This window comes from Pseudomonas sp. BN411 (genome assembly GCF_029871235.1).
Lineage (GTDB): Bacteria > Pseudomonadota > Gammaproteobacteria > Pseudomonadales > Pseudomonadaceae > Metapseudomonas.
The window spans coordinates 79580-102419 of the sequence record NZ_SSOM01000079.1; the positions used below are offsets into that span (position 1 = coordinate 79580).

Genomic DNA, 22840 nt, shown 5'->3' on the forward strand with positions numbered 1-22840 from the left:
GCCCTGCATGACCACCTTCACTTCCCAAACCGGACACCTCACCGAGCGCCCGCTGGATGAGCGCGAGGCGCTGCTCAAGCACTACGTGCGCAAGATCCTCGCGGCGCCGGTGTACGACGTGGCCATCGAGACGCCCCTGCAGCCGGCGCGCCAGCTCAGCGAACGCCTGGGCAACCAGGTGCTGCTCAAGCGCGAGGACCTGCAGCCGGTCTACTCCTTCAAGATCCGTGGCGCCTACAACCGCGTGGTGCAGTTGAGCGCGGAAGAGCGTGCGCGGGGCGTGATCGCCGCGTCGGCTGGCAACCATGCCCAGGGGCTGGCACTGGCGGCGCGGGAGCTGGGCATTGAAGCGACCATCGTGATGCCGCGCACCACCCCGGAGCTCAAGGTCCACGGCGTGCGTTCCCGCGGTGGCAAGGTGGTGCTGCATGGCGATGCCTTCCCCGACGCCCTGGCCCATGCCCTGAAGCTGGCAGCGGAGCAGGGCCTGACCTTCGTGCCGCCCTACGACGACCCGGACGTGATCGCCGGTCAGGGTACCGTGGCGATGGAAATCCTCCGCCAGCACGCCGGCCGCCTGGATGCCATCTTCGTGCCGGTGGGCGGTGGCAGCCTGATCGCGGGTATTGCCGCCTATGTGAAGTACCTGCGCCCGGACGTGAAGGTGATCGGCGTCGAGCCAGAAGACTCCAACTGTCTGCAGGCCGCGATGGCCGCTGGTGAGCGCGTGGTGCTGGGGCAGGTCGGGCTGTTCGCCGATGGCGTGGCGGTGGCGCAGATCGGCGCGCACAACTTCGAGGTCTGCCGGCATTTCGTCGATGAAGTGCTGACGGTGAGCGCGGACGAAATCTGCGCGGCGATCAAGGACATCTACGACGACACCCGTTCCATCACCGAACCCGCCGGCGCGCTCGCCGTGGCCGGGATCAAGAAGTATGTGGAGCGCGACGGCGCCAGCGGCCAGACCCTGGTGGCCATCGACTCCGGCGCCAACATCAACTTCGATCGCCTGCGCCACGTGGCCGAGCGCGCCGAACTGGGGGAGAAGCGCGAGGCGATCATCGCCGTGACCCTGCCCGAGCGTCCGGGCGCCTTCAAGGCGTTCTGCGAGGCTCTCGGACGGCGGCAGATCACCGAGTTCAACTACCGCTACAACTCGGGGGACGAGGCACACATCTTCGTCGGCGTGCAGACCCATCCGCTCACCGACCCGCGCGCGGCACTGGTGCAGAACCTGCAAGAACAGGGCTTCCCAGTGCTCGACCTGACCGAGAACGAGCTGGCCAAGGTGCATATCCGCCACATGGTGGGTGGTCGCGCTGCGTACATTGGCGAAGAGCGGCTGTTCCGCTTCGAGTTCCCCGAGCGTCCGGGGGCGCTGTTCAACTTCCTCAACAAACTGGGCGGGCGCTGGAACATCACCCTGTTCCACTACCGCAACCACGGCGCCGCTGACGGTCGCGTGCTGGCCGGGCTGCAAGTGCCTGAGGATGAGAACCACCTGATCTTTGAGGCACTGGACGAGATCGGTTATCCGTACTGGGAAGAAAGCGACAACCCGGCCTGCAAGCTGTTCCTGGGCTGACGCACAGTCGCCCTCCACACCCTGTGGGGGCGATTTCAATCGCCAAGCAGGCCGCAGGTCTGCCCTGAGATGTTCAAGGGGGCAACGTCGTTGCCCTTGGCGAATGAATTCGCCCCCACAACCCAGTTCCCCTCTCAGCAGAAAGACCTCGTCAGACAATTCCGACAAAAGCGATGTTAACGCTAACAATCTGGTGTTAGAGTGCGCTCCATTCGTTGATCAATCCTTTGGAGGACTGCCCATGTTGACCTGCGGAGAACTGCTGGTTGAGCTGCTGGAAGGCTTTGGCGTGGATACCGTGTTCGGTATCCCTGGCGTGCACACGGTAGAGCTGTATCGCGGCCTGCCCAATACCGCTATCCGTCACGTAACGCCGCGCCACGAGCAGGGCGCGGGCTTTATGGCCGACGGCTATGCCCGCGTCTCCGGCAAGCCGGGCGTGTGCTTCATCATCACCGGCCCGGGCATGACCAACATCACCACCGCCATGGGCCAGGCCTACGCCGACTCCATCCCCATGCTGGTGATCTCCAGCGTCAACAACACCGAACAACTGGGCATGGGCGGCGGCCGCCTGCACGAGCTGCCGTCCCAACGCAACCTGGTGTCCGGCGTTGCGGCCTTCAGCCACACCCTGATGCGCCCGGACGAACTGCCGGACGTACTGACCCGCGCCTTCGCCGTATTCAACGGCGCCCGTCCGCGCCCGGTACACATCGAGATTCCGATCGACGTGATCACCGCGCCGGCCGATCACGTACGCCGCAAGCTGGGCGCGCTGCCGAGCCGTCCCGGCCCTTGCTCGGACGCCATCGCGCGTGCCGCCGAAATGCTCAAGGGCGCCAAGCGTCCGCTGGTACTGCTGGGTGGCGGCTGTGCCGATGCCGGCGCCGAGGCCCAGCGTCTGGTGGAAGCCCTGGACGCGCCCACCGCCTACACCATCAACGCCAAGGGCGTGCTGCCCAAGGGCCACCCGCTGGCCCTGGGCTGCAACCAGGCCTGGGTTCCGGTGCGCAAGATGGTGCTGGAGTCGGACGTGGTGCTGGCCATCGGCACTGAGCTGGGCGAGACCGACTATGACGTGGTGTTCGACGGCAATTTCCGTATCGAGAGCCAACTGATCCGCATCGACATCGACGCTGAGCAGCTGAACCGCAACTACCCGGCCGATATCGCCATCCTCAGCGACTCCCGCAAGGCCATGGCTGCCCTGGCTGATGCGCTGGGCGCGACCGCGGCCTTCAATGCCGACAGCGTGGGCTCGCAGCGCGCCGCCGCCGTGCGTGCCGAGCTGGATGCCCAGTGGCCGGAGACCTGGAACGGCCAGCGCAAGGTCCTGGAGACCCTGCAGCAGACCCTGCCGGACCTGATCGTGGCGGGTGACTCGACGCAGCCGGTGTACTCCGGCAACCACCTGTTCGAAGCCACCCGCACCCGCAGCTGGTTCAACTCCGCCACCGGCTACGGCACTCTCGGCTACGGCCTGCCGGCCGCTGTCGGCGCCAAGCTGGCTGCGCCGGATCGTCCAGTGATCGCGCTGATCGGCGACGGTGGCATCCAGTTCACCCTGCCGGAACTGGCCTCGGCCGTGGAAGCCGGCGCGCCGATCATCGTGCTGCTGTGGAACAACAGCGGTTACGGCGAGATCAAGCGTTACATGAAAAACCGCGACATCCCCACCATCGGTGTCGACATCTACACCCCGGACTTCCAGGGCCTGGCCCGTGCCTTCGGTTGCAACGCCGAGAAGGCCGAGAACCTGGAGCACCTGGCCGAGCTGCTGAAGACCGCCGCCAAGGCCGACCGCCCGACGGTGATCGAGGTGTGGGAGCACGCGGAGTTCCTGCAATAAGGGAGCGGGGGTTCTGTGGGGGCGATTTCAATCGCTAAGCGGACCGCAGGTTCGCCCTTCGAATTCCGGAGGGCAACTGCGTTGCCCTTCGCGAATGAATTCGCCCCCACAGCGATTTGCGCACACCCGTGACTGTTCAGGGATAATGCGCCTCCCCAAAACGGCGCCAGAGGCCAGGATGTCGACCAGGAACAAACCCGCCACCCTGCACGACGTCGCCCAATTGGCCGGGGTTTCCGGCATGACGGTGTCGCGGGCGCTGAGCAAGCCGGACATGGTTTCCCAGCGAACTCGCGAGAAGGTCGAGCAGGCGGTTCGCGAACTGGGTTACGTCCCCAACCTGGCGGCCAGCCAACTGGTCACGCGCCGCAGCGGCATCATCGGTGCGCTGATCACCACCATCACCAACCCCATCCTCGCGGCCACCATCGAGATCCTCCAGCAAGGACTGGCACGAGCCGGTTACCACCTGCTGATCGGTGAAACCCGCTTCTCCCAGGAAGAGGAAGGCAAGCTGCTGCGTGCTTTTCTCGGGCGCCAGCTGGACGGGCTGATCCTCGCCTACGGCTACCACGCCCCCGAAACACTGGAGCTGTTGCAATCCACGGATATCCCGCTTATCGAGCTCTGGGACCTGCCGGAAGGCGACGCTCCGCGCACGCCCGTGGGGCAGGTCGTGGGCTTCTCCAACTGGGCAGCGGGTGCCGCGGCCGGTCGCCACCTGGTGGAATGTGGTTATCGCAAGCCGGCGTTCTTCGGCTTCGATGACGAGCGGGAGAACCTGCGCTTCGCCGGGTTCCGCCAGGCCGTGGTCGATGGCCTGGGCATCGAACCCCTGCGTCTCAACACCTCGCCCGTGCCGCATATCGATGACGGCGTGGACGTGATCCAGCGCTTCGCGCGTGGCGAAGTCGACTGCGACGGAGCCTTCTTCACCAACGACATGCCGGCGATCGGCGCGATCTTCACCTGCCAGCGCCTCGGCATCCGGGTTCCGGACGAACTCGGTATCTGCGGCTTCGGCGACCTGCCCATCGCCCGAGTGGCCACGCCGTCACTTACCAGCGTGCGGATTCCCGCCGAGCGCGTAGCCAATGCCACCGTGGAGTTGCTCTGCCAGCGTATTCGCGGCGAAGGCGAATGGGATGCCCTGGTGGACGTGGGCAGCGAACTGGTTGCGAGGGAGTCGACAGCGCTGAGTCGCTGAAGCGCGCAGTGCCTTTCTGTGGGGGCGAATTTATTCGCTTAGGGTGGCGAAGCCGCCCCCGTATGTCTCAAGGGCGAACCTGCGGTCCGCTTAGCGATTGAAATCGCCCCCACAGGGCGTCAGCGCAACAGCCAGTCGGCGAACGCCTGAACCTTGGCATCCCGACATCCCTCCGGCACCACCAGGTAGTAGTCGCCACACTCGAGCGGCTCCTGGCTTGCGATCACCAGCCGACCGGCCTTCACCTCAGGCGCCACGAAGTAGCGCGGCAGTACCGTGATGCCGAGGCCGTGCAAGGCGGCGTCCAGCACGAACTGGAAATGCTCCAGGCGCTGGCCGGGGAGGGCGTCGATTTCCCTGGGCGACAGGCCAGCGCTCTGCAGCCAGATCTGGGTGGAGGACTTGCCCTGGTCGGCCAGGGCGCTGTGGTGGAGCAGGGGGTAGCGCAGGATGTCCCGGCGCTCGATAACCGGGCCGTGACGCTGGAGCAGTTCCGCCGTGCAGACCGCCACCATCTCCCCGCCCATCAGCCGTGTGGCCTCGAACCCCGGCCAGTGGCCGTCGCCGAACAGCACAGCGAGGTCGAAGCCCTCCAGTAGCCCGTAGAGCCTATGCAGGTCGTTCATCACCTGTAGTTCGATTTCGGGGTGCAACTGTCCGTAGGCCTTCAGTTTCGGCAAGAGCCAGCGAGTGGTGAGCGAGGGTTCGGCGCCAACCCGCAGGCGCCCCGAGTTGGTGGCGCTGATGCGCTGGGTGGCGGCTTCCAATTGGTCCAGCAGCGGGCTGATTTCCTCGACGTAGCGGCGGCCGTATTCGGTCAGCAGCAGGCGTTGGCGCACCTTCTCCACCAGGGGGCGTCCCAGCAGGTCTTCAAGGTTCTTGATCTGTCGGCTCACGGCACTTTGGGTGAGGCTGAGTTCTTCTGCCGCGCGGGTGACGCTCATGTGCCGGGCGAAGGCGGCGAAGCAGGTGAGGGAGATCATGCTGGGCAGCTGTCGGCGCATGGGAGTTCATTACGATTTGGAATGAATCTGCGGAAGATAAATCGATATCCCGTGACCAGCAAGCGGCCCTAGGCTGGCCGCTTTCGACCACGCCATTTGCCTGCGGGAGAACCGATGAACACGACAGAACAACAACTGCGCACCGACCTTGCCGCTGCCTATCGCCTGCTGGACCTCAACGGCTGGAGCGATCAGGTCTTCACCCACATTTCCGTGCGTCTGCCGGGGGATGAGCCGGCCTTCCTGATCAATCAGTACGGCCTGCGTCCGGAGGAGGTCAGCGCCTCCAACCTGGTGGCCATCGACGTCGACGGCAACAAGCTCGAAGCCGGTTCGCCAGACGTGAACCCGGCCGGTTTCACCATCCATAGTGCCGTCCACATGAATCGCCACGACGCGGTGTGCGTGATGCATACCCACACCATGGCTGGCATGGCCGTGGCGGCGCTGGAGGAAGGGCTGCTGCCGCTGAACCAGACCAACATGACCTTCTATAACCGGCTGGCCTACTACGACTACGAAGGCGTGCCGCTGGACCTGGAAGTCCGTGCCCGCATCGTCGCCGCCCTGGGCGACAGCAAGGCAATGATCCTGCGCAACCACGGCCTGCTCACCGTCGGCCGCAGCGTGGCCGAGGCCTACTTCCTGATGTACTACCTGAACCAGGCTTGCGAGATTCAACTGGAGGCGATGAAAGCGGGCCGGCCGCTGATCGTGCCAGACCACGATGCCTGCGAATACACCGCGCGCCAGCTGAACAACGAGCGCTATCACCTGGAGAGCGTCGACCTGGTCTGGCAGGCGGAGTTGCGCAGGCTGGATCGGCTTGATTCGTCGTTCCGCAGCTGAGGGCTGGTTTTGCTCTTTGTGGGGGCGAATATATTCGCTGAGCGGACCGAAGGTTCGCCCCTGGAGGGCCAGTGGGGCAGCTGCGCTCCCCTTAGCGATTGAAATCGCCCCTACAGGGTTTGGAGATCGCCGGGTTGCATCGTGCATCCGGCGCGAGTCACCCCTCTCCCTTTGGGAGAGGGGCTGGGGGTGAGGAAGCTAGCCGGCCGGCTCCGACCCTCGGATGCAGGCCAGTTTCGCGAGCAAGCTCGCTCCTACGGTTGGATTCCTTGTAGGGGCGAATTCATTCGCCAAGGGCGGCGAAGCTGCCCCATCGGGGGTTGAAGGGCGAACCTGCGGTTCGCTTGGCGATTGAAATCGCCCCTACAGGGTTCGGCCTCACAGGGTGGCATGGCGTCGCCGGCGCGAGTCACCCCTCTCCTCTTCAGGGAGAGGGGCCGGGGGGGTGAGGGGGCCGTCAGGCCGGCTCCGCCTTCCAGATCCACTCCTTGTAGGGGCGAATTCATTCGCCAAGGGCGGCGCAGCTGCCCCGAAAAGTCCGAAGGGCGAACCTGCGGTTCGCTTGGCGATTGAAATCGCCCCTACAGACTTACAACCTTTCATCCCCAACAAAAAAGCCCGGGCATTGGCCCGGGCTTTTTCGTATCAGGCCGGCGCGGTCGCCGCCCTGGTTGTGGCCTCCCTGGCCTTGCGCTCTGCCAGGTACTGCAGCAGTAGCCGCGCGCAGAGCACCAGCAGCGTCACCCCGATCAGCAGCACGGAGATGGCCGCCACGCTCGGGTCGACGTTGTCCCGCAGTCCGCCCCAGATGCGGCGGGGCAGGGTGTTGACGTCGACGCTGGTGATGAACAGGGTCACCGCCACTTCCTCCCAGGACAGCGCAAAGCTGAGCAGGGCGGTGGAGGCGATACCCAGCTTGAGGTTCGGCATCACCACCAGGAAGGTGGTCTGCATCAGGCTCGCGCCGAGGTTGCGCGAGGCCAGTTCGATGCGGCGGTCGATCTGGCTGAGCGCTACCAGCATGGTCACTACGCCGTAGGGCACCACCATCACCACGTGGGCGATGATCACGCCGGGAATGGTGTCGTAGCCGAAGCCGGGAGCGATGCGGCCGAGGTTGGTTTCCATGAAGTAGAGCACCAGCGCCGAGATCACCGGCGGAATCGCCATGGGCAGCAGCACCAGGCCGATCAGCACGGTTGCCAGGCGCGAGCGCAGGTACCAGATGCCGAGGCTGAAGCTCACCGCCAGGGCGGTGGCGATGATGCTGGTGGCGAAGGCGATTCCCAGGCTCTGGAGGATGCTCGCCATCCACTCCGGGTTGCCCAGCAGGGCTTCGTAGTGGCGCAGCGACCAGTTGCCGTTGGGCATCGACAGGTAGCGCTTGCTGGTGAACGAAACCGGAATGACCGTCAGCAGCGGAAACAGCATGAAGGCCATGGCCACGGTAGCCAGCAGGCGGGTGGAAAGGCCCGTTTTATGAGTATTCATGTTCGATCAGCCCACCAGTCGGTTGACACGTGTTATGCGCAGCAGCAGCCAGATCAGGGCGCTGACCAGGGCCAGCAGCACCACGCTGAGTGCGGCTCCCAGACCCCAGTTGCTGGTCTGGAACATCTGCAGGAAGACGTACTCGGCGATCATTACGGTCTGGCCACCGCCCAGCAGTACCGGCGTGATGAAGAAGCCCAGGCAGAACACGAAGACCATGATGAAGGCGCCCAGCAGGCCCGGTACGGTCTGCGGCAGCAACACCTGCCAGAAGGTGCGCAGGGCACCTGCGCCGAGGCCGCGGGATGCCAGCAGCACGCGCTGGTCGAGCTGGCGCATGCTGGAAAGCAGCGGGAACAGGGCGTACGGCACCATGAAGTGGAGCATGCCGATGACCACGCCTGTCTCGTTGCGGGTCAGCTGCAGCGGCGAGTCGATGAGGCCGAGGCCCATCAAGCCACCGTTCAGCACACCGTTGCTGCGCAGGGCGATCAGCCAGCCGAAGGCCCGAACCAGTACCGAAATCCAGAACGGGATGAAGATGCAGATCTCCACCATGCGTTGCCAGAACGGCGGGCTGAACACCCAGCAATAGGCCAGCAGGTAGCCGATGACCAGCGCCAGGGTGCTGACCGTCAGGCACAGGCGCAGGGTGCGCCAGAGCATGTCGTGGATCGCGGGATCGGTGGCGATGCGCTGGTACTGCTCGATGCCGGGCTCCGGCAGGGTGAAGCTCCAACCCACCACGCCGAGGAACGGCAGCAGGTAGAAGACCACCAGCAGCAGGGGCAGAGGGATCAGCAGCAGGCTGCGCTCCAGGTTGGCGGAGTGGGTTGTGCTCATGCGCGGCGGCTCACTTGGAAAGGTGGGTCAGGTACTGTTCCAGGGTGGTGGCGTAGTTGTCGGCATACCACTCCACGTTGAGGAAGATCTGCTTTTTGAAGTTCTCCTCGGACGCGCAATCCGCCTCGCGTTGCTCGGCACTCATGAGCTTCTGGGTGGCGCCGTTGGACGGGCCGTTGCCCAGCAGTTCGAAGAGCTTGAGCTGGCCTTCCGGCTGCAGGGCGTGTTGGATGAAACGCATGGCTTCCTGGCTGCCGGCCGGGTTGTCCGAAAGCACCGCCCAGCTGCTGGCATTGAGGAAGGCATTGTCGTAGCCCCAGCGGATGCGGCCTTCGCTGTCTTCGGCGAGCAGCTTGGCGCGAGTGCTCCAGATGGCGCCCATCGAGACTTCGCCTTCGATCATCAGCTGCTGGCTTTCCGCACCGGAACTCCAGAACGACAGGACGTGGGGCTTGAGCTCGTCGATCTTGCGCAGGGCGCGCGGGACATCCAGCGGGTAGAGCTGCTCGGCCGGTACGCCGTCGGCCAGCAGGGCGGCTTCCAACATGCCGTTCATCCACTTGTAGAGGGTGCGCTTGCCGGGGAATTTCTCCACGTTCCAGAAATCGGCCCAGCTGGTCGGCCCCTGGTCACCGAACTGCTCGCTGTCCCAGGCCATCACGTAGCTGAACAGGTAGCCGGCGATGCCGTGGTCGTGGGACAAGCCGGGGGCGACCTGGCCACGCTGGATGACGCTGTAGTCCAGCGGCTGGAGAATCTTGTCGCGGCCGAGGGTCATGGCGCTGTAGCTGTCCACGTCCACCACGTCCCAGCTCGGCTTGCCGCTGGCCAGCTGCGAGCGGATGGCGCCTTCTGTGGGGCCGGCGCCGTCGATGCGCACCTGGATGCCGGTGGCCTTGCTGAAACTGTCGGTCCAGGCGCGGCGGAAGGCGTCCAGGGCGTCGCCGCCCCAGTTCACCACCACCAGCGGCTTGCTGTCGGCCGCCCAGCTGATGCCGCTGCGCATCGCCAGCGGTGCGGCCGCCAGCAGGCCCATGGCCTGCATGAAGGTACGGCGGTTGATCTGGCCGTTACGGGCCTTCTCGATGAGGACTTCGATGCAGTCGCGCTGATGTTCCTGGCTCATGGGCAATTCCTCGCGTGGCCCGCCCAATGGGGCGCGGCCGATTGTTGTTGTAGGGAGGCAGTCGAATTAATGGGTTTCGCGGGTTCAGGCATCCAGCAGGAAGCTGCGCTGTACCGGCCAGCTCAGCCATACCGGTGTACCGCTGGCCAACTGGGCACCGGGGTGGTTACCGGGTACTGCCAGGTTGATGGCCGGGGCGTCCTGGCCCAGCTTCAGGGCGAGGTGCGTGCTGGCGCCCTGGTAGACCTTTTCGGTGAGGTGTGCGGCGACGATGTTGTGGCCGGAGAGATCGGGGCGTTCGATGTGCAGGTCCATGTGCTCGGGGCGAACCGCCAGCAGCTTCGGCTGGTCGCCCAGCGCCTGCGGTGCGGCGGCATGCAGATGGTTGTCACCGCAGTGGCCGCTGGCGTTGCTGCCGTTGCGGGTCACGTTGGCCAGGGGGAAGAGGTTCATCTTGCCGAGGAACTCGGCGACGAAGCGGCTGTTGGGCCGGTCGTAGATGTCTTCCGGGCTGTCGACCTGGGCCAGGCGACCCTGATTGAAGATGGCGATGCGGGTGGAGAGGGCCAGCGCTTCGCCCTGGTCATGGGTGACGAAGACGAAGCTGGTGCCGACCTGGCGGTGGATGCGTTGCAGCTCGGCCTGGAGTTGTTCGCGCAGGTTCTTGTCCAGCGCCGAGAGGGGTTCGTCGAGCAGCAGCAGGTCCGGCTCGAAGACCAGGGCGCGGGCGATGGCGACGCGTTGTTGCTGGCCACCGGAAAGCTCGGCCGGTTTCTTCTTCATGTGGGCGCCCAGGCCCACCACTTCGAGGATGTGCTTGACCCGGCGCTGGCGTTCCTCGGCCTTTACGCCACGGATGCGCAGCGGATAGGCGACGTTGTCTTCCACCGACATGTGGGGGAACAGGGCGTAGCCCTGGAATACCATGCCGAAGTTGCGCTTTTCCGCCGGTCGGCGGCTGATGTCGACGCCGTTCTCCATCAGCGTGCCTGAGGTGGCTTCGAGGAAACCGGCGAGGATCATCAGGAGGGTGGTCTTGCCTGAACCCGACGGGCCGAGAAGGGTGAGGAACTCACCCTGGCGGATGTCCAGGTCGATGCCGTCCAGGGCGGTGAAATGTCCGTACTGCTTCCTGATCCCCTGGGCGCTGAGCTGGATGGCCTGACTGCTTGGCACGCTGGTTACTCCCCTTGTTGTGCTGGGACTCGCGGATGGGTCCCGGATTGGGCGTTTTGGCCATTATTGTCAAAGGGAGCGCTACATCAATGGAATTATTTCTCCCTTAATGTTTAGTTTTTTTGGACATTCAAGATCCCGAAATTTCCCGCTCACAGGGCGCCTCCCGTAGGAGCGAGCTTGCTCGCGAACGGGCCAGCACCGAGGCTTCGCGAGCAAGCTCGCTCCTACAAAAGCAGGCTCAGCGGTGTTCGTGCCAGATCTGTGTAGAGGCTTGCAGCTGCGTCTTCACCCAGTTGCTGAAGGCCTGCACGGCCGGGCGTTCGGCCTTCTGCGGGTCGGCCACAAGGTAGTAGCCGCGATGGGAATCGATGGCGATTTCGAAGGGGCGCACCAGCAGGCCGCGGGCCAGGGCGTCGCCGCTGATCAGGTTGTCGCCCATGCCGACTCCCTGGGCGGCGATACAGGCGGACTGCGCGCAGTGGGCATCGGAGAAGACGATACCGGTGCCGGCGTCCACGCTCGATGCCCCGGCGGCGGCGAGCCATACCCGCCAGTCGCTGTAGTCGCTCATGTGCAGCAGCGGGAATCCGGCCAGTTCCTGCGGGGTCTTGAGGCCGCCCATAGCGTTGATCAGACGCGGGCTGCACACCGGGAAGAAGCGCAGGGCGACGATCTGCTCCACCGCCATGTCGGGCCAGTCGCCGATGCCATAGGCGACGAAGAGGTCGACGTTGGCGTTGCTGACATCATCCGGCGTGCGCGGCGAGATCAGCTGCAGTTGGACCTGCGGGTACTCGCGCAGGAAACCGCCGATGTGGTGGCACAACCAATAGGTGGCGAAGCCGGGGTTGCAGCTCACGCTCAGGCGTCCGGAGATTTCCTGGTCATCCAGGCGGCGGCTGGCTTCTTCCAGGTTGGAAAGGATGCGGTGCACTTCGCGGGCGTAGCGTTCGCCCCGATAGGTGAGGCCGATGCCCCGCCCGATGCGCTCAGTCAGTGGGAATCCGAGGCTTTCCTCCAGGCTGCTGATCTGGTGGCTGATGGCGCTGCGGGTCAGGTTGAGCTCATGGGCGGCGGCGGACACGCTGCCCAGGCGGGCGACGGCGTCCAGGGCACGCAGCGCGGTCATCGAGGGGAAGCGCATGGAGGGCTCCGGCGGGTATGAGGTGAAAATATCTAAACATTAGTGGCGAAATAAATCGATTGTTGTATTGCTCCACTCAACAATACTAAGGCCAGCCCGCCGCTGGCCGACCTGCGCGGACGGGCCTTGTCACCCCATCAAGGAATCCCTTTCATGCACGAGCCCAAGCAATTCGCCCTGGACTGGGTGGAGCAGCAGCACAAGACCCTGTCGGACTGGCACCAGGTGATCTGGCATTACGCCGAACCCGCGTTCCGTGAGTACAAGTCCTGTGCCTGGTACGTGGAGCTGCTGCGCAAGGAAGGGTTCGAAGTGGAGGAGGGCAGCGGTGGCATGCCCACGGCCTTCTGCGCCACTTTCAAGAATGGCGAAGGCCCGGTCGTGGCGACCTACGGCGAATACGACGCGGTACCCGGCAACTGCCAGGCGGCGGCGACCCGAAAGATGCCGCGTGAAGGCCTGTCGCGCTTCGCTCCCGGTCATACCGACCCGCATTCGGCACTGGGCATCAGCGCCCTCGGTGGTCTGCTGGCGGCCAAGGCAGCGATGCTCGAACACGGCATCCAGGGCACCCTGAAGTTCTTCGGCGAACCGGCGGAAAAACTGCGCGCCTCCAAGCCGGTGCACGCGGCCAAGGGGTACTACGATGACCTCGACGCGGCCATCAGCTTCCACCCCACCTACATGCTGCCGCTGAACAACACCACCACCTGGGATACCCACTGCGGCATCGCCTACGCGTACATCTACACCTTCACCTGCGATGAACCGCAGAACTGGATCGCCTCGGACAAATACAGCCCGATCCCGCAGAACCACCTGGCCGCCCGCGCACCGGGCGCCAACGATGCGCTGGTGCACTTCTACACCCTGAACGAAAGCTTGCGCCGTTCCACGCTGCCGTTCACCGGCCTGTGGAGCTATAACGAGGCCATTCTCACTGCCGGCCAGGCGACCGCCGACAACCTGCCGCCGCACATTTCGCAGATCCAGTACCTGCTGCGCTGCGACTCCATCGAGCAGGCCGAGACCATCGCCCAGGTGATGGACAACAACGCCGCGGCCGCCGCCCTGGCCACCGGCTGCCAATGGAAGAAGACCTGGGTGTGCAAGTCCCGTGGTGGCTTGCCCAACCACGTGATGGCGCAGGCTACCTACGACAACCTGGCCCTGGTCGGCGCGCCGCGCTGGGGCTTTGAGGCCATCGAAATCGCCCAGGAAATCCAGGCCAACCTGGGCCTGGAGCCGATGGAGAAACCCTTCCTGCCGGCCACCGAAGAACTGATCGAGCCGCAGGAGTGCGAACGCCAGATGCGCCTGCAGATGCCGGCCTGGCAGAAGCACCTGACCTCCGACGACTACCCGGAATACACCTGGCACTGCCCGACCGTGCGCCTGCTGGTGGCGCGACCGATGCTCTCGGCGCCGGCTGGCTACACCTATCCGGACTGGGTCGCCAACGCCCTGGGCGGCATTCGCCAGGCCATCGATCCGATGATCCAGGTGGCGGCCAAGACTATCGCCGCGACCCTGGTGGACCTACTCACCCGTCCCGAGCTGCTGGCTGCCGCCCGCGCCGAGTTCGTCGAGCGCACCGGCGGCGGCATCGGTGGCAGCCGCTGGCAGGCGCCGCTGCTGCCGAAGGACTTCCAGGCACCTCATCGCTACCGCTGGCCGGAGTACATCCGCACCGTGCGCGGTGAGGAATGGTGGATTCCGGCTCGCGACGACGAATGAGCCCGAGGCGGGCCACTCGACCCGCTTTTCCAACCTTTCCAGCGATTCACGACTGACTCTGCCAAGACGGGCGTCAAGCCCGCGATCAATTCGAAGAAGGTGTCACCGCCATGGGTAACTCCACCGACTACCGCTCCAGCAATGTCCCCGGTCCGTCCGGCGCCGCCGACCTGGTGTTGACCAATGGCCGCATCTACACCGTGGATGCCGCCAACCCCTGGGCCGAAGCCGTGGCCATTCGCGGAGGGCGCTTCGTTGCAGTCGGTGGCAACGGAGACATGGAGAGCCTGATCGGTCCCCGTACCCGCGTGCTGGACCTGAAAGGGCGCTTCGCCATGCCGGGCCTCTACGACATGCACACGCACCCGGACCTGAAGCTGGCCCCCGGCTACGCGGGCTATCTGGAAGTGGGAGTGGAAGACCCGACGCCGGAGCAGGTCAGGCAGGCCATCCTCGACTATGCAGCCGCCCATCCCGGCGATGGCTGGGTCTACGGCCAGTACTTCGTGCGCTACACCTTCAAGCAGGCTGGCCTGGTACCGGACCGCTACTGGCTGGACAGCGTCCTGCCGGACCGTCCGGTGGCCATCCTCGACCGCTCCTGGGGCTGCATGATGGTCAACTCCCGTGCGCTGGAGCTGGCTGGCATCGATGCGGACACCATGGACCCGCGCCACGGCTACATCGAGCGCGACAGCGTCACCGGCGAGCCCACCGGCATCCTGGTGGACGGCGCCTATGCGCTGATGCACGCGGCCATGCCGCCGACCCCGCAGCACGCACTGAAGCGCGCTTACCGCGAGGGCGTGTGGTTCCAGAGCGGCCACGGCGTGGTGGGCACCAAGTACGTGCACGTCTGCGAACACCGTCTGAACGCGCTGAAGTCCATCGACCAGGCCGGCGAACTCTCGGTACGGGTGGAAGCCGCCATCAGTTGGCAGGACGACATCTTCCCGGTGAAGCGCCGCTGGGAACTGCTGGCCGGCGAGCGGCACTACTACCGCAGCGCCCGCCTCAACGCCAACGCGGTGAAGTTCCACTTCGACGGCACCCACGAATCCCGTTCGTCCTACCTGTCCAGCGCCTGGCCGGGTGAGGCCAGCTGGCGTGGTCACCTCAACCTGACTCCCGAGCACATCACCGACATGGTGGTGGACATGGACCGCAGGGGCATCCGCGTGATCGCCCACTGCACCGGCGATGGCGCCTCCGACCTGTTCCTCGATGCCGTGGCCGAGGCCCGCCGTCGCAACGGCTACAGCGGCGTGCGCCACCAGTGCGCCCACAGCACCACGCTGCTGGACGGCAACCTGCCGCGCTTCGCCGAACTGAACGTCACCGCCGAATTCTCCCCGGTGGGCTGGTTCCCGTCGTCCTTCGCCTATGCCCGCGCCGTCTTTGGCGAGGACCGCATGCAGCGCGCCTACAACTTCAAGGGCGTGCTGGAGCACGGCGGTGTAGCGGTGATGGGCACCGACTGGCCGGTGTCCAGCATCAACCCCTGGATCGGCTTCGAGGCGATGGTCACCCGCGAGAACCCCTTCGGCGACGAGGAAGGCTGCTTCTACGGCAACCCCATCAGCCTGGAGCAGGCCATCCGCGTGATGACCCTCAATGGCGCCTGGTGCATGGGTATCGAGGACAAGGCCGGTTCCATCGAAGTCGGCAAGTCCGCTGACCTCATCGTGCTCGACCGCAACCTCTTCGACGTGGCGCCCAAGGGCAACATCCACGACACCCAGGTGCAGCTGACCCTGCTGGAAGGCGAGGTGACCTGGGACCGCCATGGCGAGTTCGACGGCACCGAGCATGCCGCCGTCTGGCAGGGCGAACTGCCGAACTTCTGATCCAGCCACCAGGAAACATGCCCATGAGCAGACTCGCCCCCATTCCCGTGACCCTGGTGTCGGGCTTTCTCGGCGCCGGCAAGACCACCTTGCTGAACCGGATCCTCAACAGCGACCACGGCCTGCGCATGGCGGTGATGGTCAACGACTTCGGCGCCATCAATATCGACAGCCAATTGATCGTCAGCCAGACCCAGACCACGGTGAGCTTGGCCAACGGTTGCATCTGCTGCACCGTCGAGAGCGACCTGATCGAACAGCTCGGCCGCCTGCTGGATGATCGCGCCAATCGACCCGAGTACATCGTGATCGAGGCGAGCGGGGTGTCGAATCCGGCGAAGATCGCCAACACCCTGCGCTATCCGCAATTCCGCGACGCGCTGGCCATCGACAGCATCCTCACGGTGGTGGATGCCGAGCAGTTCGAGCGGCTGGATGGGGAGATGGCGCAGCTGGCGATGGAACAACTGGATGTGGCTGACATCATCGTGCTGAACAAGGTGGATCGGGTTAGCCGCGACCAGCTCGATGCCCTCAAGGCACGCTGGCTCTATCCCAACGCGCGGTTGCTGGAGTGCGAATACGGCGAGGTTCCGCTGGAACTGGTGCTGGGCGTCGGTCGCTTCAAGTCCGGCTGGAGCTTGCGGCCGGCGACCATGGCGGCGGCGCCGGTGTTAGCGTCGGTGAAGGAGGAAGATCATTCGGCGATCTTCGAGACCTGGAGTTTTTCCAGTGAGCGTCCGCTATCCCTGAAAGCCCTGCGCCAGGCGCTGGCGACCCTGCCAGCCGATATCTACCGCGCCAAGGGCGTTTGCCAGATAGCTGAAGCAGTGGGTAAGCGTTGCATCCTGCATCTGGTGGGCAGTCGCAGTGAAATCAGGCCGGAAGAGGGCTGGGATGGCCGAACGCCGCAAACCCAACTGATCTTCATCGGCCGGCGCGGGACCATCGATGCGGCCAAGATGCAAGCGACCTTCGAGAAGTGCGTGGCCTGAGGCTTGGTTGTGGGGGCGAATTCATTCGCTAGGCGGACCGGAGGCCACCGCGGCGACGTAGGATGGGGCAGCCGCGCCGCCCTTAGCGATTGAAATCGCCCCCACAGGTAGATCGGTTTTTCGTTCCGCAAAAATGAAGAAGGCGCCACAAGTGGCGCCTTCTGCCTTTCGAGGGGTTGCATACATCGTGATTGCCTGCCTCTGAACGGTGCTCCGGGATCAGCTGATGCGGTTGGCACCGGTACGGTCAGCACCGCCTTCAGCGATACGGTTGGCGCCAGTGCGGTCGGCACCACCTTCAGCGATGCGGTCGGCACCACCTTCGGCGATACGGTTGGCGCCAGTACGGTTAGCACCACCTTCAGCGACACGGTTGGCACCAGTACGGTCGGCACCGCCTTCAGCGATACGGTTGGCACCGGTACGGTCAGCGCCGCCTTCGGCTACGCGGTGGATGCTGGTGCGGTCGGCGCCGCCTTCGGCTACGCGGTAGATGCTGGTGCGATCGGCGCCACCCTCAGCGACGGACAGGGCGAAAGCGGAAGCGGACAGGCTGGCGATGAACAGGCTGGCAAGGATTTGCTTTTTCATTTTCGGGCACCTCGGTGAGGGTTGGAATTGGTCTACGGGGCCCATGTTACTGATGTGATTTCGATGAAGAAGTGATGCTGCGTGATGGTTACCATCGACGTCAGTGATAGTTATATGTGTGCTAATAAAAACAAAGAGTTAAGTGGGTGTTTTTAACGCTGTTACGCCACCTGGAAAGGCTTTTCCCTGGAGCTGGAATAATCGAATCTATCGATGTAAAGATCGAATCGCTCCCAGGCAGAGGCTGGAAACTGGCCTGGATGGCCCATTCCAGAGCGGCTGCTGGCGTGATTCAGGGGAGGAGGGAGGGGAACTCAGCTGCAAGCCGGAGCGAATGCACTCGCTCCGGCTTGCCAATGGCGATGTCGCTGGAAATCAGCGCTTGCCCATGGAGCGGCGGGAGCCGCGGGGCGGCGGATGCAGGCGCGAACCGCGATCATGCCCCTTCAGGGTCTGGTGGTAAGGGATGTTCGGCTTCTTCGGCTTGGCGGGCGCGTCCGGAGTGGCCGCGGTTTCCTGGGGCTGGGCTTCGGCCTGGTCGAGGTCTTCGCTGTTCATGGTGCTTCTGCTCTGTGCGGGCTTGGCCCGCTAGCGGGCCGGAGGCGCGCATCATACACCAACTGCCCGCAGGCCGGCCCCTGGGCGGGCCCACGGGCATCGGTTCAACTGGGCTGCTCCATCTGCCATCCGGTGAGCCGGACGCGATGGTCCACGTGGTTGATCGCCGCCAGGATGTGCTCGGGGTCGGTCAGTGCCGGCGACATGGTCCAGCGGCCGATGGGCTCGTTGCCGATCCGCACCATGCCGGTATGGGTGAGCTGGTTGCCGTCCACCAGCGGGTCCACGTCATAGAAGCCGAGGGCATAGCGCAGATCGAGAATGTCCTGCGGATCGCCGGTGAGGTATTCCCAGCCGGGGCCGATATCGAACTTGTCGACGTACTCCAGCAGGTGGCGGGGCTGGTCCAGTTCCGGCTGCAGGGTGATGGAGTACATGAAGATGTCCCTTCCCACGCGCTCGCCGAGCATCCGCTGCACCTTGCGCAGGTTGGCGGTGGCGGTCGGGCAATTGCGGCCGCAGCTTGCGTACATCATGTTCAGGACTACCACCTTGCCGCGCAGCAGGTCGTCGTAGAAGCGGACCTTTCTGCCCAGATGGGTGAGGAGCGTGGGGTTGGGGAACCTGTCATCGCCCTGGTGAACGTTCGGCCGGCGTTCCGCGGCGGCGCCCAGCGAACCCAGGGCGGCCAGCCCCAGTACGCCGGCACCGAGGCCGCCGATCAGGTTTCTGCGTGTATTCATGGCATACCTCCGGCCGGCGTCATTCGACGTCGAAGCGCAGCATCATCGCGTGGTCTTCGTGGATCAGGTTGTGGCAGTGCATCACGTACTTGCCGACGTAGTCGCGGAAGCGGATGAGCACGCGCACGGTTTCGGCCTCGTTGATCACGTACACGTCCTTGCGCCCCTGTTCATGGGCGGGGATGGGGATCGAAACGCCATTCTTGATGCGCGCGAGGATGCGGCCTTCCTCCAGGTGGATATGGATGGGGTGCGACCAGCCGTTGTCGATGTTCATCAGCTCCCAGATTTCGTAGCGCCCCTTGGGCACCTTGAAGCGCGGGGCGTTGACGTTCACGAACTGGCCATTGATGGCCCACATGTTGTTGGAGCGCTCGAAGACGAAGCGGCGCACCGGCGCGCTCGCGACCACCGCCGGATCTATCGGGGGCAGCGGGCGCAGGTTGGCCGGCACCTGGCTGAGGTCCTGGGCGCTGGGCCAGCGGTCCACCACTATCTTCAGCACGCGCACGCCGGGTTCCTTGATGTCCTTGGGACGACGGGTTTCTTCCTGGCGCATGCGGTTGACCAGATAGAGCGTGGTGCCCACCAGGTACTTGGAGAAATCCACCACTATGTCGGCGCGTTCGGCCATCCCGATGGTCACGCTCTGCTGGTTGAGCAGGGGCTTGGGCAGCAGGTTTCCGTCGTTGCCGATATAGGTGAAGTTCTGCCGCACGTTGTTGGGATTCACCAGCGCGAGGTTGTAGAACCGGCCCGGTCCCCCGTTGAGCATCCGGAAGCGATAGCGGCGCGCGGCCACCTTGAGCACTGGCTCGATCATCCCGTTGACCAGCACCTTGTCACCCAGCACGCCCTCGGGGTTGATCTCGTCGTAGAAGAGCTTGCCGGCGGCGTCGAAACGGCGATCGTTGAACACCAGCGGGTAGTCGTAGGGATGGCTTGGCAAGCGCAGCGCACTCGGGTTCGAGTCGGCTTCGTTGCCGGAGTCCAGGTGGTCGTAGAGCAGGTAGAACCCCACCAGTCCGCGATAGAGGTTGGGTGATGTGAAGTCCAGTGTGTGGTCGTGGTAGAAGAGCGTCCCCAGCGCCTCGCGATAGTCGCCGACGTTGTTCTGCAGGTCCTCGAACCCGGCATAGACGTTGGGATACAGATGGTCCTTGAAGCGGCCCGGGGCGGTCAGGTTAGGGCCGGCCTTGGTCCTGCTGTAGTAGTCGCCGGGGAAGCCGTCGCTCTCCGAACCATCGTGCAAGTTGTGCAGGTGGGTGGAGATTTCCGGTGTGCCGAAACCGGTGTGATTGGCCGGTAGCTCATTGTGGATGCGGCAGATCATCGGGTGGCCATAGTGGGTCATGACCGTGGCGCTGAATTCATTGGCCGGTGTGTTGGCGGCGCGGTAGCTCCAGATTTTCTGCTGCGGGTAAGCCGGGTTGAATACCCAGTTGTGTTCCTTTGCCCGTAGCTCGTAGTACTCGGCATTGGGACGGAACTGTGCCCAGCGCTGGTGGCGGCCACGTCCGGCCTCGCCGCCGGCCACATTGGCCAGTTCGGTGGGCGCGGGGGACAGATAGGCGACGCTGGTAGCGGGTGTTATCTGCGTGGGCAGCTCCATTACCCAGGGTGTGGTTGCCGGGCTTGGGGGCAGTATGGGCACCGTGGCATGGCTGGCCGGAGCGCGTAGCAGCGCAGGCGTGGCCACGGCGGCGGCCGAAAGCTTGAGGAAGCTCCGGCGCGCGGTATCTACCTGCCTGTCTTTCTTGTTCTTGGCGGTTCGAGGGTTCTTGCCTTTCATGGATGTACTCCACCTCCCCACAGCGAACTCGCGCCAACGTCCTGTCCTGGATGCAGTGCTCCAGGGCTCGTTGTCCCCATACGTTCACGCGAAGGTGCAGGCCGCCAGTTATTGGCTCGCGCGGCCAAAGCGCCAATAAGCCGACTAAAGACTTCTCATTTAGTGAGTGCAATTGGCGAAAAGCCAAAAAAATGCCGAAAGCCCTGGTCAGTCGCTTCTGGCTCTAGGCGCGGCGCTGAGTGTTTCGGGATGTGTCACGAAGACGGGCGGCAGGGAAAGGAGGGCAGGCGGTAGAGCGGTTGGAGGGGGTGAAGGCGGCCGGAAAGATGGGGAATCCGGCCGCCTCCGGGGAATCACTTGTACTTGTCGTGGAACAGGGCGATCTGCTTCACCGGCTTCGGCTCTTCCTTGGTCAGGACGTAGACCACGCGCTGGCCGTCCGGGCCCCCGCCGATGTCGACGTAGCTGAAGGTGGGTTCGCCGATGCGATACATGTCCATCATGTCGCCGTAACGGCTGAACACGTAGATGATGCCTTCTTCGTCGCGCAGCTCGCCGTAGAAGGGCTGTGCCGGCGGCATGCTGATGTCGAGGAAGCGCTGGGCGGACAGGGCCTTCACGTCCTTGCCCTGGTCAGCGGACTTGAGCACCAGGACGATATCGCGGCCGAAGCCGTCTTTCTTGCCGACGCTGTGCTTGACCGGCGTGGTGCCGCTCTTCACGTACTCGCGGTAGGTGGCGTAGTCGTCGAAGACGAAGAGTTCTTTCTCGGTGCGGATCTGGTACCAGTCTTCGTTATCCAGGGCTACCGGCTTGGCGGGAGCCGGGGCCTGCATGGCGCAGCCACCGAGCATGGCGGCCAGCAGCGCGGCGGCCAGGGGCTTGATCAGGTTCTTCTTGTGGTTCATCGGAGGTCCTCCCCAGGAAAGTTGAGCAGAGAATCTGCCTGCGACTGATGACCGGCTGATGACGGGATTGTGTCGTTGAGATGAATAGGGGAAGGCTTTGTATTTCAGTGAGTTAGAGTTACTTCTTTAAGTTGGCTGAGTTCCGCGATCGCCCGGTAGGGTGCGCCGCGCGCACCGAAGCAGCTGCACGGTTACGCTGTCCTCCCAGAAAAAGAAAAGGGTGAAGACTTGCGTCTTCACCCTGCAAGGCCCCGCCGGGGCGGGGCAGTCGAGGGGACTCTGTATCAGCCGCGGTAGTAACGCTGCGGCACGAAGGGGGTCTTGGCGACTTTCATCGCCACGCGCTTGCCGCGCACCAGGGCCCAGACCTCGCTGTCCAGGGCGGCGTGGCTGGCGTTCACGTAGCCCATGGCCACCGGGGCACCCAGGCTGGGGCCGAAGCCGCCGCTGGAGACGCGGCCAATCACCGTGCCCTCGGCATCGACGATCTCGGCACCTTCGCGGACCGGCACACGCTCCAGTGGCAGCAGGCCGACACGCTTGCTCGGCACGCCGTCGCGCTGCTGGGCGAAGACCTGGCCGGCGCCGGGGAAGTTGCCGGCACGCAGGCCATCGGCGCGGCGGGCCTTGGAAATGGCCCAGGCCAGGCTGGCCTCGATGGGCGTGGTGGCGGTGCTCATGTCGTGGCCATAGAGGCACAGGCCGGCTTCCAGGCGCAGCGAGTCGCGCGCGCCGAGGCCGATCGGCTGGACTTCCGGCTGGGCCAGCAGGGCGCGCGCCAGGGCTTCGGCCTGGGCCACCGGGACGGAGATCTCGTAGCCGTCTTCGCCGGTGTAGCCGGAGCGGCTGACGTAGCAGGCCACACCTTGCAGGTTCACGCTGGCGAACTGCATGAAGGTCATTGCCTGCACTTCCGGGGCGAGGCGGCCGAGCACTGCGGCGGCGGCCGGGCCTTGCAGCGCGAGCAGGGCACGGGACTCGAACAGCGACTCGATTTCGCACTGCTCGCCGAGGTGCTTGCGCAGGTGCGCCAGGTCCTGGTCCTTGCAGGCGGCGTTGACCACCAGGAACAGGGTGTCGTCCGCCAGGCGGGCGACCATCAGGTCGTCGAGGATGCCGCCGTTTTCATCGGTGAACAGCGCGTAGCGCTGGGTGCCCAGCGGCAGGTCGAGGATGTCCACCGGCACCAGGCTTTCCAGGGCGCGGGCGGCGTTGTCGCCACGCAGGAGGACCTGGCCCATGTGCGAGACGTCGAACAGGCCGGCCTGCTCGCGGGTGTGCAGGTGTTCCTTGAGCACGCCGAGCGGGTACTGCACCGGCATGTCATAGCCGGCGAAGGGCACCATGCGGGCGCCGAGTTCGAGGTGCAGGGCGTGCAGCGGGGTTTTG

Annotated in this window: 19 protein-coding genes; 7 read left to right on the forward strand and 12 right to left on the reverse strand. The window is 64.8% G+C overall.

Annotated features, from left to right (window positions below):
* Positions 1-7: 7 nt before the first annotated feature.
* The 3 genes from ilvA (at position 8) to E8F06_RS22875 (ending at position 4644) form a co-directional block, all read left to right on the forward strand.
* Positions 8-1585 (forward strand): threonine ammonia-lyase, biosynthetic, encoded by a 1578-nt coding sequence (gene ilvA / locus E8F06_RS22865; RefSeq protein WP_280371318.1) that lies wholly within the window; start codon positions 8-10, stop codon positions 1583-1585.
* 241 nt (positions 1586-1826) lie between these two features.
* The gene (locus tag E8F06_RS22870) at positions 1827-3437 is read left to right on the forward strand and encodes a 5-guanidino-2-oxopentanoate decarboxylase (protein ID WP_280371320.1); all 1611 of its coding nucleotides are present in this window, start codon (positions 1827-1829) and stop codon (positions 3435-3437) included.
* 178 nt (positions 3438-3615) lie between these two features.
* Positions 3616-4644, forward strand: coding sequence for a LacI family DNA-binding transcriptional regulator (locus E8F06_RS22875; protein WP_280371321.1), 1029 nt, complete (start codon positions 3616-3618; stop codon positions 4642-4644).
* A gap of 119 nt (positions 4645-4763) precedes the next feature.
* Here E8F06_RS22875 and E8F06_RS22880 read toward each other — a convergent pair whose 3' ends face one another.
* Complete coding sequence (locus E8F06_RS22880; protein ID WP_280371323.1) at positions 4764-5648, reverse strand: LysR substrate-binding domain-containing protein; 885 nt, start codon at positions 5646-5648, stop codon at positions 4764-4766.
* 114 nt (positions 5649-5762) lie between these two features.
* Between E8F06_RS22880 and E8F06_RS22885 the strand changes: the two genes are divergently transcribed.
* Complete coding sequence (locus E8F06_RS22885) at positions 5763-6497, forward strand: class II aldolase/adducin family protein (RefSeq protein WP_280371324.1); 735 nt, start codon at positions 5763-5765, stop codon at positions 6495-6497.
* A gap of 645 nt (positions 6498-7142) precedes the next feature.
* Here E8F06_RS22885 and E8F06_RS22890 read toward each other — a convergent pair.
* The 5 genes from E8F06_RS22890 to E8F06_RS22910 form a co-directional block, all read right to left on the reverse strand.
* Positions 7143-7988, reverse strand: coding sequence for an ABC transporter permease (locus E8F06_RS22890; protein WP_190834021.1), 846 nt, complete (start codon positions 7986-7988; stop codon positions 7143-7145).
* 6 nt (positions 7989-7994) lie between these two features.
* Complete coding sequence (locus E8F06_RS22895; RefSeq protein ID WP_044874530.1) at positions 7995-8831, reverse strand: ABC transporter permease; 837 nt, start codon at positions 8829-8831, stop codon at positions 7995-7997.
* A gap of 10 nt (positions 8832-8841) precedes the next feature.
* Positions 8842-9957: an ABC transporter substrate-binding protein gene (locus tag E8F06_RS22900; protein WP_280371326.1), complete on the reverse strand. Its 1116-nt coding sequence runs from the start codon at positions 9955-9957 to the stop codon at positions 8842-8844.
* An 84-nt stretch (positions 9958-10041) separates the two neighbouring features.
* A complete protein-coding gene (locus tag E8F06_RS22905; RefSeq protein WP_280371328.1) occupies positions 10042-11133 on the reverse strand; it encodes an ABC transporter ATP-binding protein in 1092 nt (363 codons plus the stop codon).
* A gap of 241 nt (positions 11134-11374) precedes the next feature.
* On the reverse strand, positions 11375-12280 hold the full coding sequence (locus E8F06_RS22910; protein WP_280371330.1) for a LysR substrate-binding domain-containing protein: 906 nt from the start codon (positions 12278-12280) through the stop codon (positions 11375-11377).
* A gap of 153 nt (positions 12281-12433) precedes the next feature.
* On the opposite strand from E8F06_RS22910, the gene E8F06_RS22915 reads away from it, so the two are divergent.
* From E8F06_RS22915 to E8F06_RS22925, 3 genes are all read left to right on the forward strand, one after another.
* The gene (locus E8F06_RS22915) at positions 12434-14017 is read left to right on the forward strand and encodes an amidohydrolase (protein ID WP_280371332.1); all 1584 of its coding nucleotides are present in this window, start codon (positions 12434-12436) and stop codon (positions 14015-14017) included.
* A 110-nt stretch (positions 14018-14127) separates the two neighbouring features.
* The gene (locus E8F06_RS22920) at positions 14128-15864 is read left to right on the forward strand and encodes an amidohydrolase (protein WP_280371334.1); all 1737 of its coding nucleotides are present in this window, start codon (positions 14128-14130) and stop codon (positions 15862-15864) included.
* A 23-nt stretch (positions 15865-15887) separates the two neighbouring features.
* The gene (locus E8F06_RS22925) at positions 15888-16859 is read left to right on the forward strand and encodes a GTP-binding protein (RefSeq protein ID WP_280371345.1); all 972 of its coding nucleotides are present in this window, start codon (positions 15888-15890) and stop codon (positions 16857-16859) included.
* Positions 16860-17078: 219 nt separating this feature from the next.
* Here the strand turns inward: E8F06_RS22925 and E8F06_RS22930 are convergent, their stop codons facing one another.
* From E8F06_RS22930 to gcvT, 6 genes are all read right to left on the reverse strand, one after another.
* On the reverse strand, positions 17079-17450 hold the full coding sequence (locus E8F06_RS22930; protein WP_280371348.1) for a phage infection protein: 372 nt from the start codon (positions 17448-17450) through the stop codon (positions 17079-17081).
* A gap of 375 nt (positions 17451-17825) precedes the next feature.
* Entirely contained in the window at positions 17826-18008 is a 183-nt protein-coding gene (locus tag E8F06_RS22935; RefSeq protein WP_280371350.1) for a hypothetical protein, read from the reverse strand.
* Between the two features lie 104 nt (positions 18009-18112).
* On the reverse strand, positions 18113-18751 hold the full coding sequence (locus E8F06_RS22940; protein WP_280371352.1) for an SCO family protein: 639 nt from the start codon (positions 18749-18751) through the stop codon (positions 18113-18115).
* Positions 18752-18770: 19 nt separating this feature from the next.
* Positions 18771-20543, reverse strand: a complete 1773-nt coding sequence (locus tag E8F06_RS22945; RefSeq protein WP_280371354.1) for a multicopper oxidase domain-containing protein — start codon at positions 20541-20543, stop codon at positions 18771-18773.
* A 353-nt stretch (positions 20544-20896) separates the two neighbouring features.
* The gene (locus tag E8F06_RS22950; RefSeq protein WP_280371356.1) at positions 20897-21451 is read right to left on the reverse strand and encodes a hypothetical protein; all 555 of its coding nucleotides are present in this window, start codon (positions 21449-21451) and stop codon (positions 20897-20899) included.
* A gap of 284 nt (positions 21452-21735) precedes the next feature.
* On the reverse strand, positions 21736-22840 hold a 1105-nt coding region (gcvT, locus tag E8F06_RS22955), incomplete at its 5' end, for a glycine cleavage system aminomethyltransferase GcvT (RefSeq protein ID WP_280371358.1).

What these genes read in the sequence shown, in the direction of transcription:
- ilvA (WP_280371318.1), top strand. Translation starts at nt 8, where the DNA reads ATGACCACCTTCACTTCCCAAACCGGACACCTCACCGAGCGCCCGCTG.
- E8F06_RS22870 (WP_280371320.1), top strand. Translation starts at nt 1,827, where the DNA reads ATGTTGACCTGCGGAGAACTGCTGGTTGAGCTGCTGGAAGGCTTTGGC.
- E8F06_RS22875 (WP_280371321.1), top strand. Translation starts at nt 3,616, where the DNA reads ATGTCGACCAGGAACAAACCCGCCACCCTGCACGACGTCGCCCAATTG.
- E8F06_RS22880 (WP_280371323.1), bottom strand. Translation starts at nt 5,648, where the DNA reads ATGCGCCGACAGCTGCCCAGCATGATCTCCCTCACCTGCTTCGCCGCC.
- E8F06_RS22885 (WP_280371324.1), top strand. Translation starts at nt 5,763, where the DNA reads ATGAACACGACAGAACAACAACTGCGCACCGACCTTGCCGCTGCCTAT.
- E8F06_RS22890 (WP_190834021.1), bottom strand. Translation starts at nt 7,988, where the DNA reads ATGAATACTCATAAAACGGGCCTTTCCACCCGCCTGCTGGCTACCGTG.
- E8F06_RS22895 (WP_044874530.1), bottom strand. Translation starts at nt 8,831, where the DNA reads ATGAGCACAACCCACTCCGCCAACCTGGAGCGCAGCCTGCTGCTGATC.
- E8F06_RS22900 (WP_280371326.1), bottom strand. Translation starts at nt 9,957, where the DNA reads ATGAGCCAGGAACATCAGCGCGACTGCATCGAAGTCCTCATCGAGAAG.
- E8F06_RS22910 (WP_280371330.1), bottom strand. Translation starts at nt 12,280, where the DNA reads ATGCGCTTCCCCTCGATGACCGCGCTGCGTGCCCTGGACGCCGTCGCC.
- E8F06_RS22915 (WP_280371332.1), top strand. Translation starts at nt 12,434, where the DNA reads ATGCACGAGCCCAAGCAATTCGCCCTGGACTGGGTGGAGCAGCAGCAC.
- E8F06_RS22920 (WP_280371334.1), top strand. Translation starts at nt 14,128, where the DNA reads ATGGGTAACTCCACCGACTACCGCTCCAGCAATGTCCCCGGTCCGTCC.
- E8F06_RS22925 (WP_280371345.1), top strand. Translation starts at nt 15,888, where the DNA reads ATGAGCAGACTCGCCCCCATTCCCGTGACCCTGGTGTCGGGCTTTCTC.
- E8F06_RS22930 (WP_280371348.1), bottom strand. Translation starts at nt 17,450, where the DNA reads ATGAAAAAGCAAATCCTTGCCAGCCTGTTCATCGCCAGCCTGTCCGCT.
- E8F06_RS22935 (WP_280371350.1), bottom strand. Translation starts at nt 18,008, where the DNA reads ATGAACAGCGAAGACCTCGACCAGGCCGAAGCCCAGCCCCAGGAAACC.
- E8F06_RS22940 (WP_280371352.1), bottom strand. Translation starts at nt 18,751, where the DNA reads ATGAATACACGCAGAAACCTGATCGGCGGCCTCGGTGCCGGCGTACTG.
- E8F06_RS22945 (WP_280371354.1), bottom strand. Translation starts at nt 20,543, where the DNA reads ATGAAAGGCAAGAACCCTCGAACCGCCAAGAACAAGAAAGACAGGCAG.
- E8F06_RS22950 (WP_280371356.1), bottom strand. Translation starts at nt 21,451, where the DNA reads ATGAACCACAAGAAGAACCTGATCAAGCCCCTGGCCGCCGCGCTGCTG.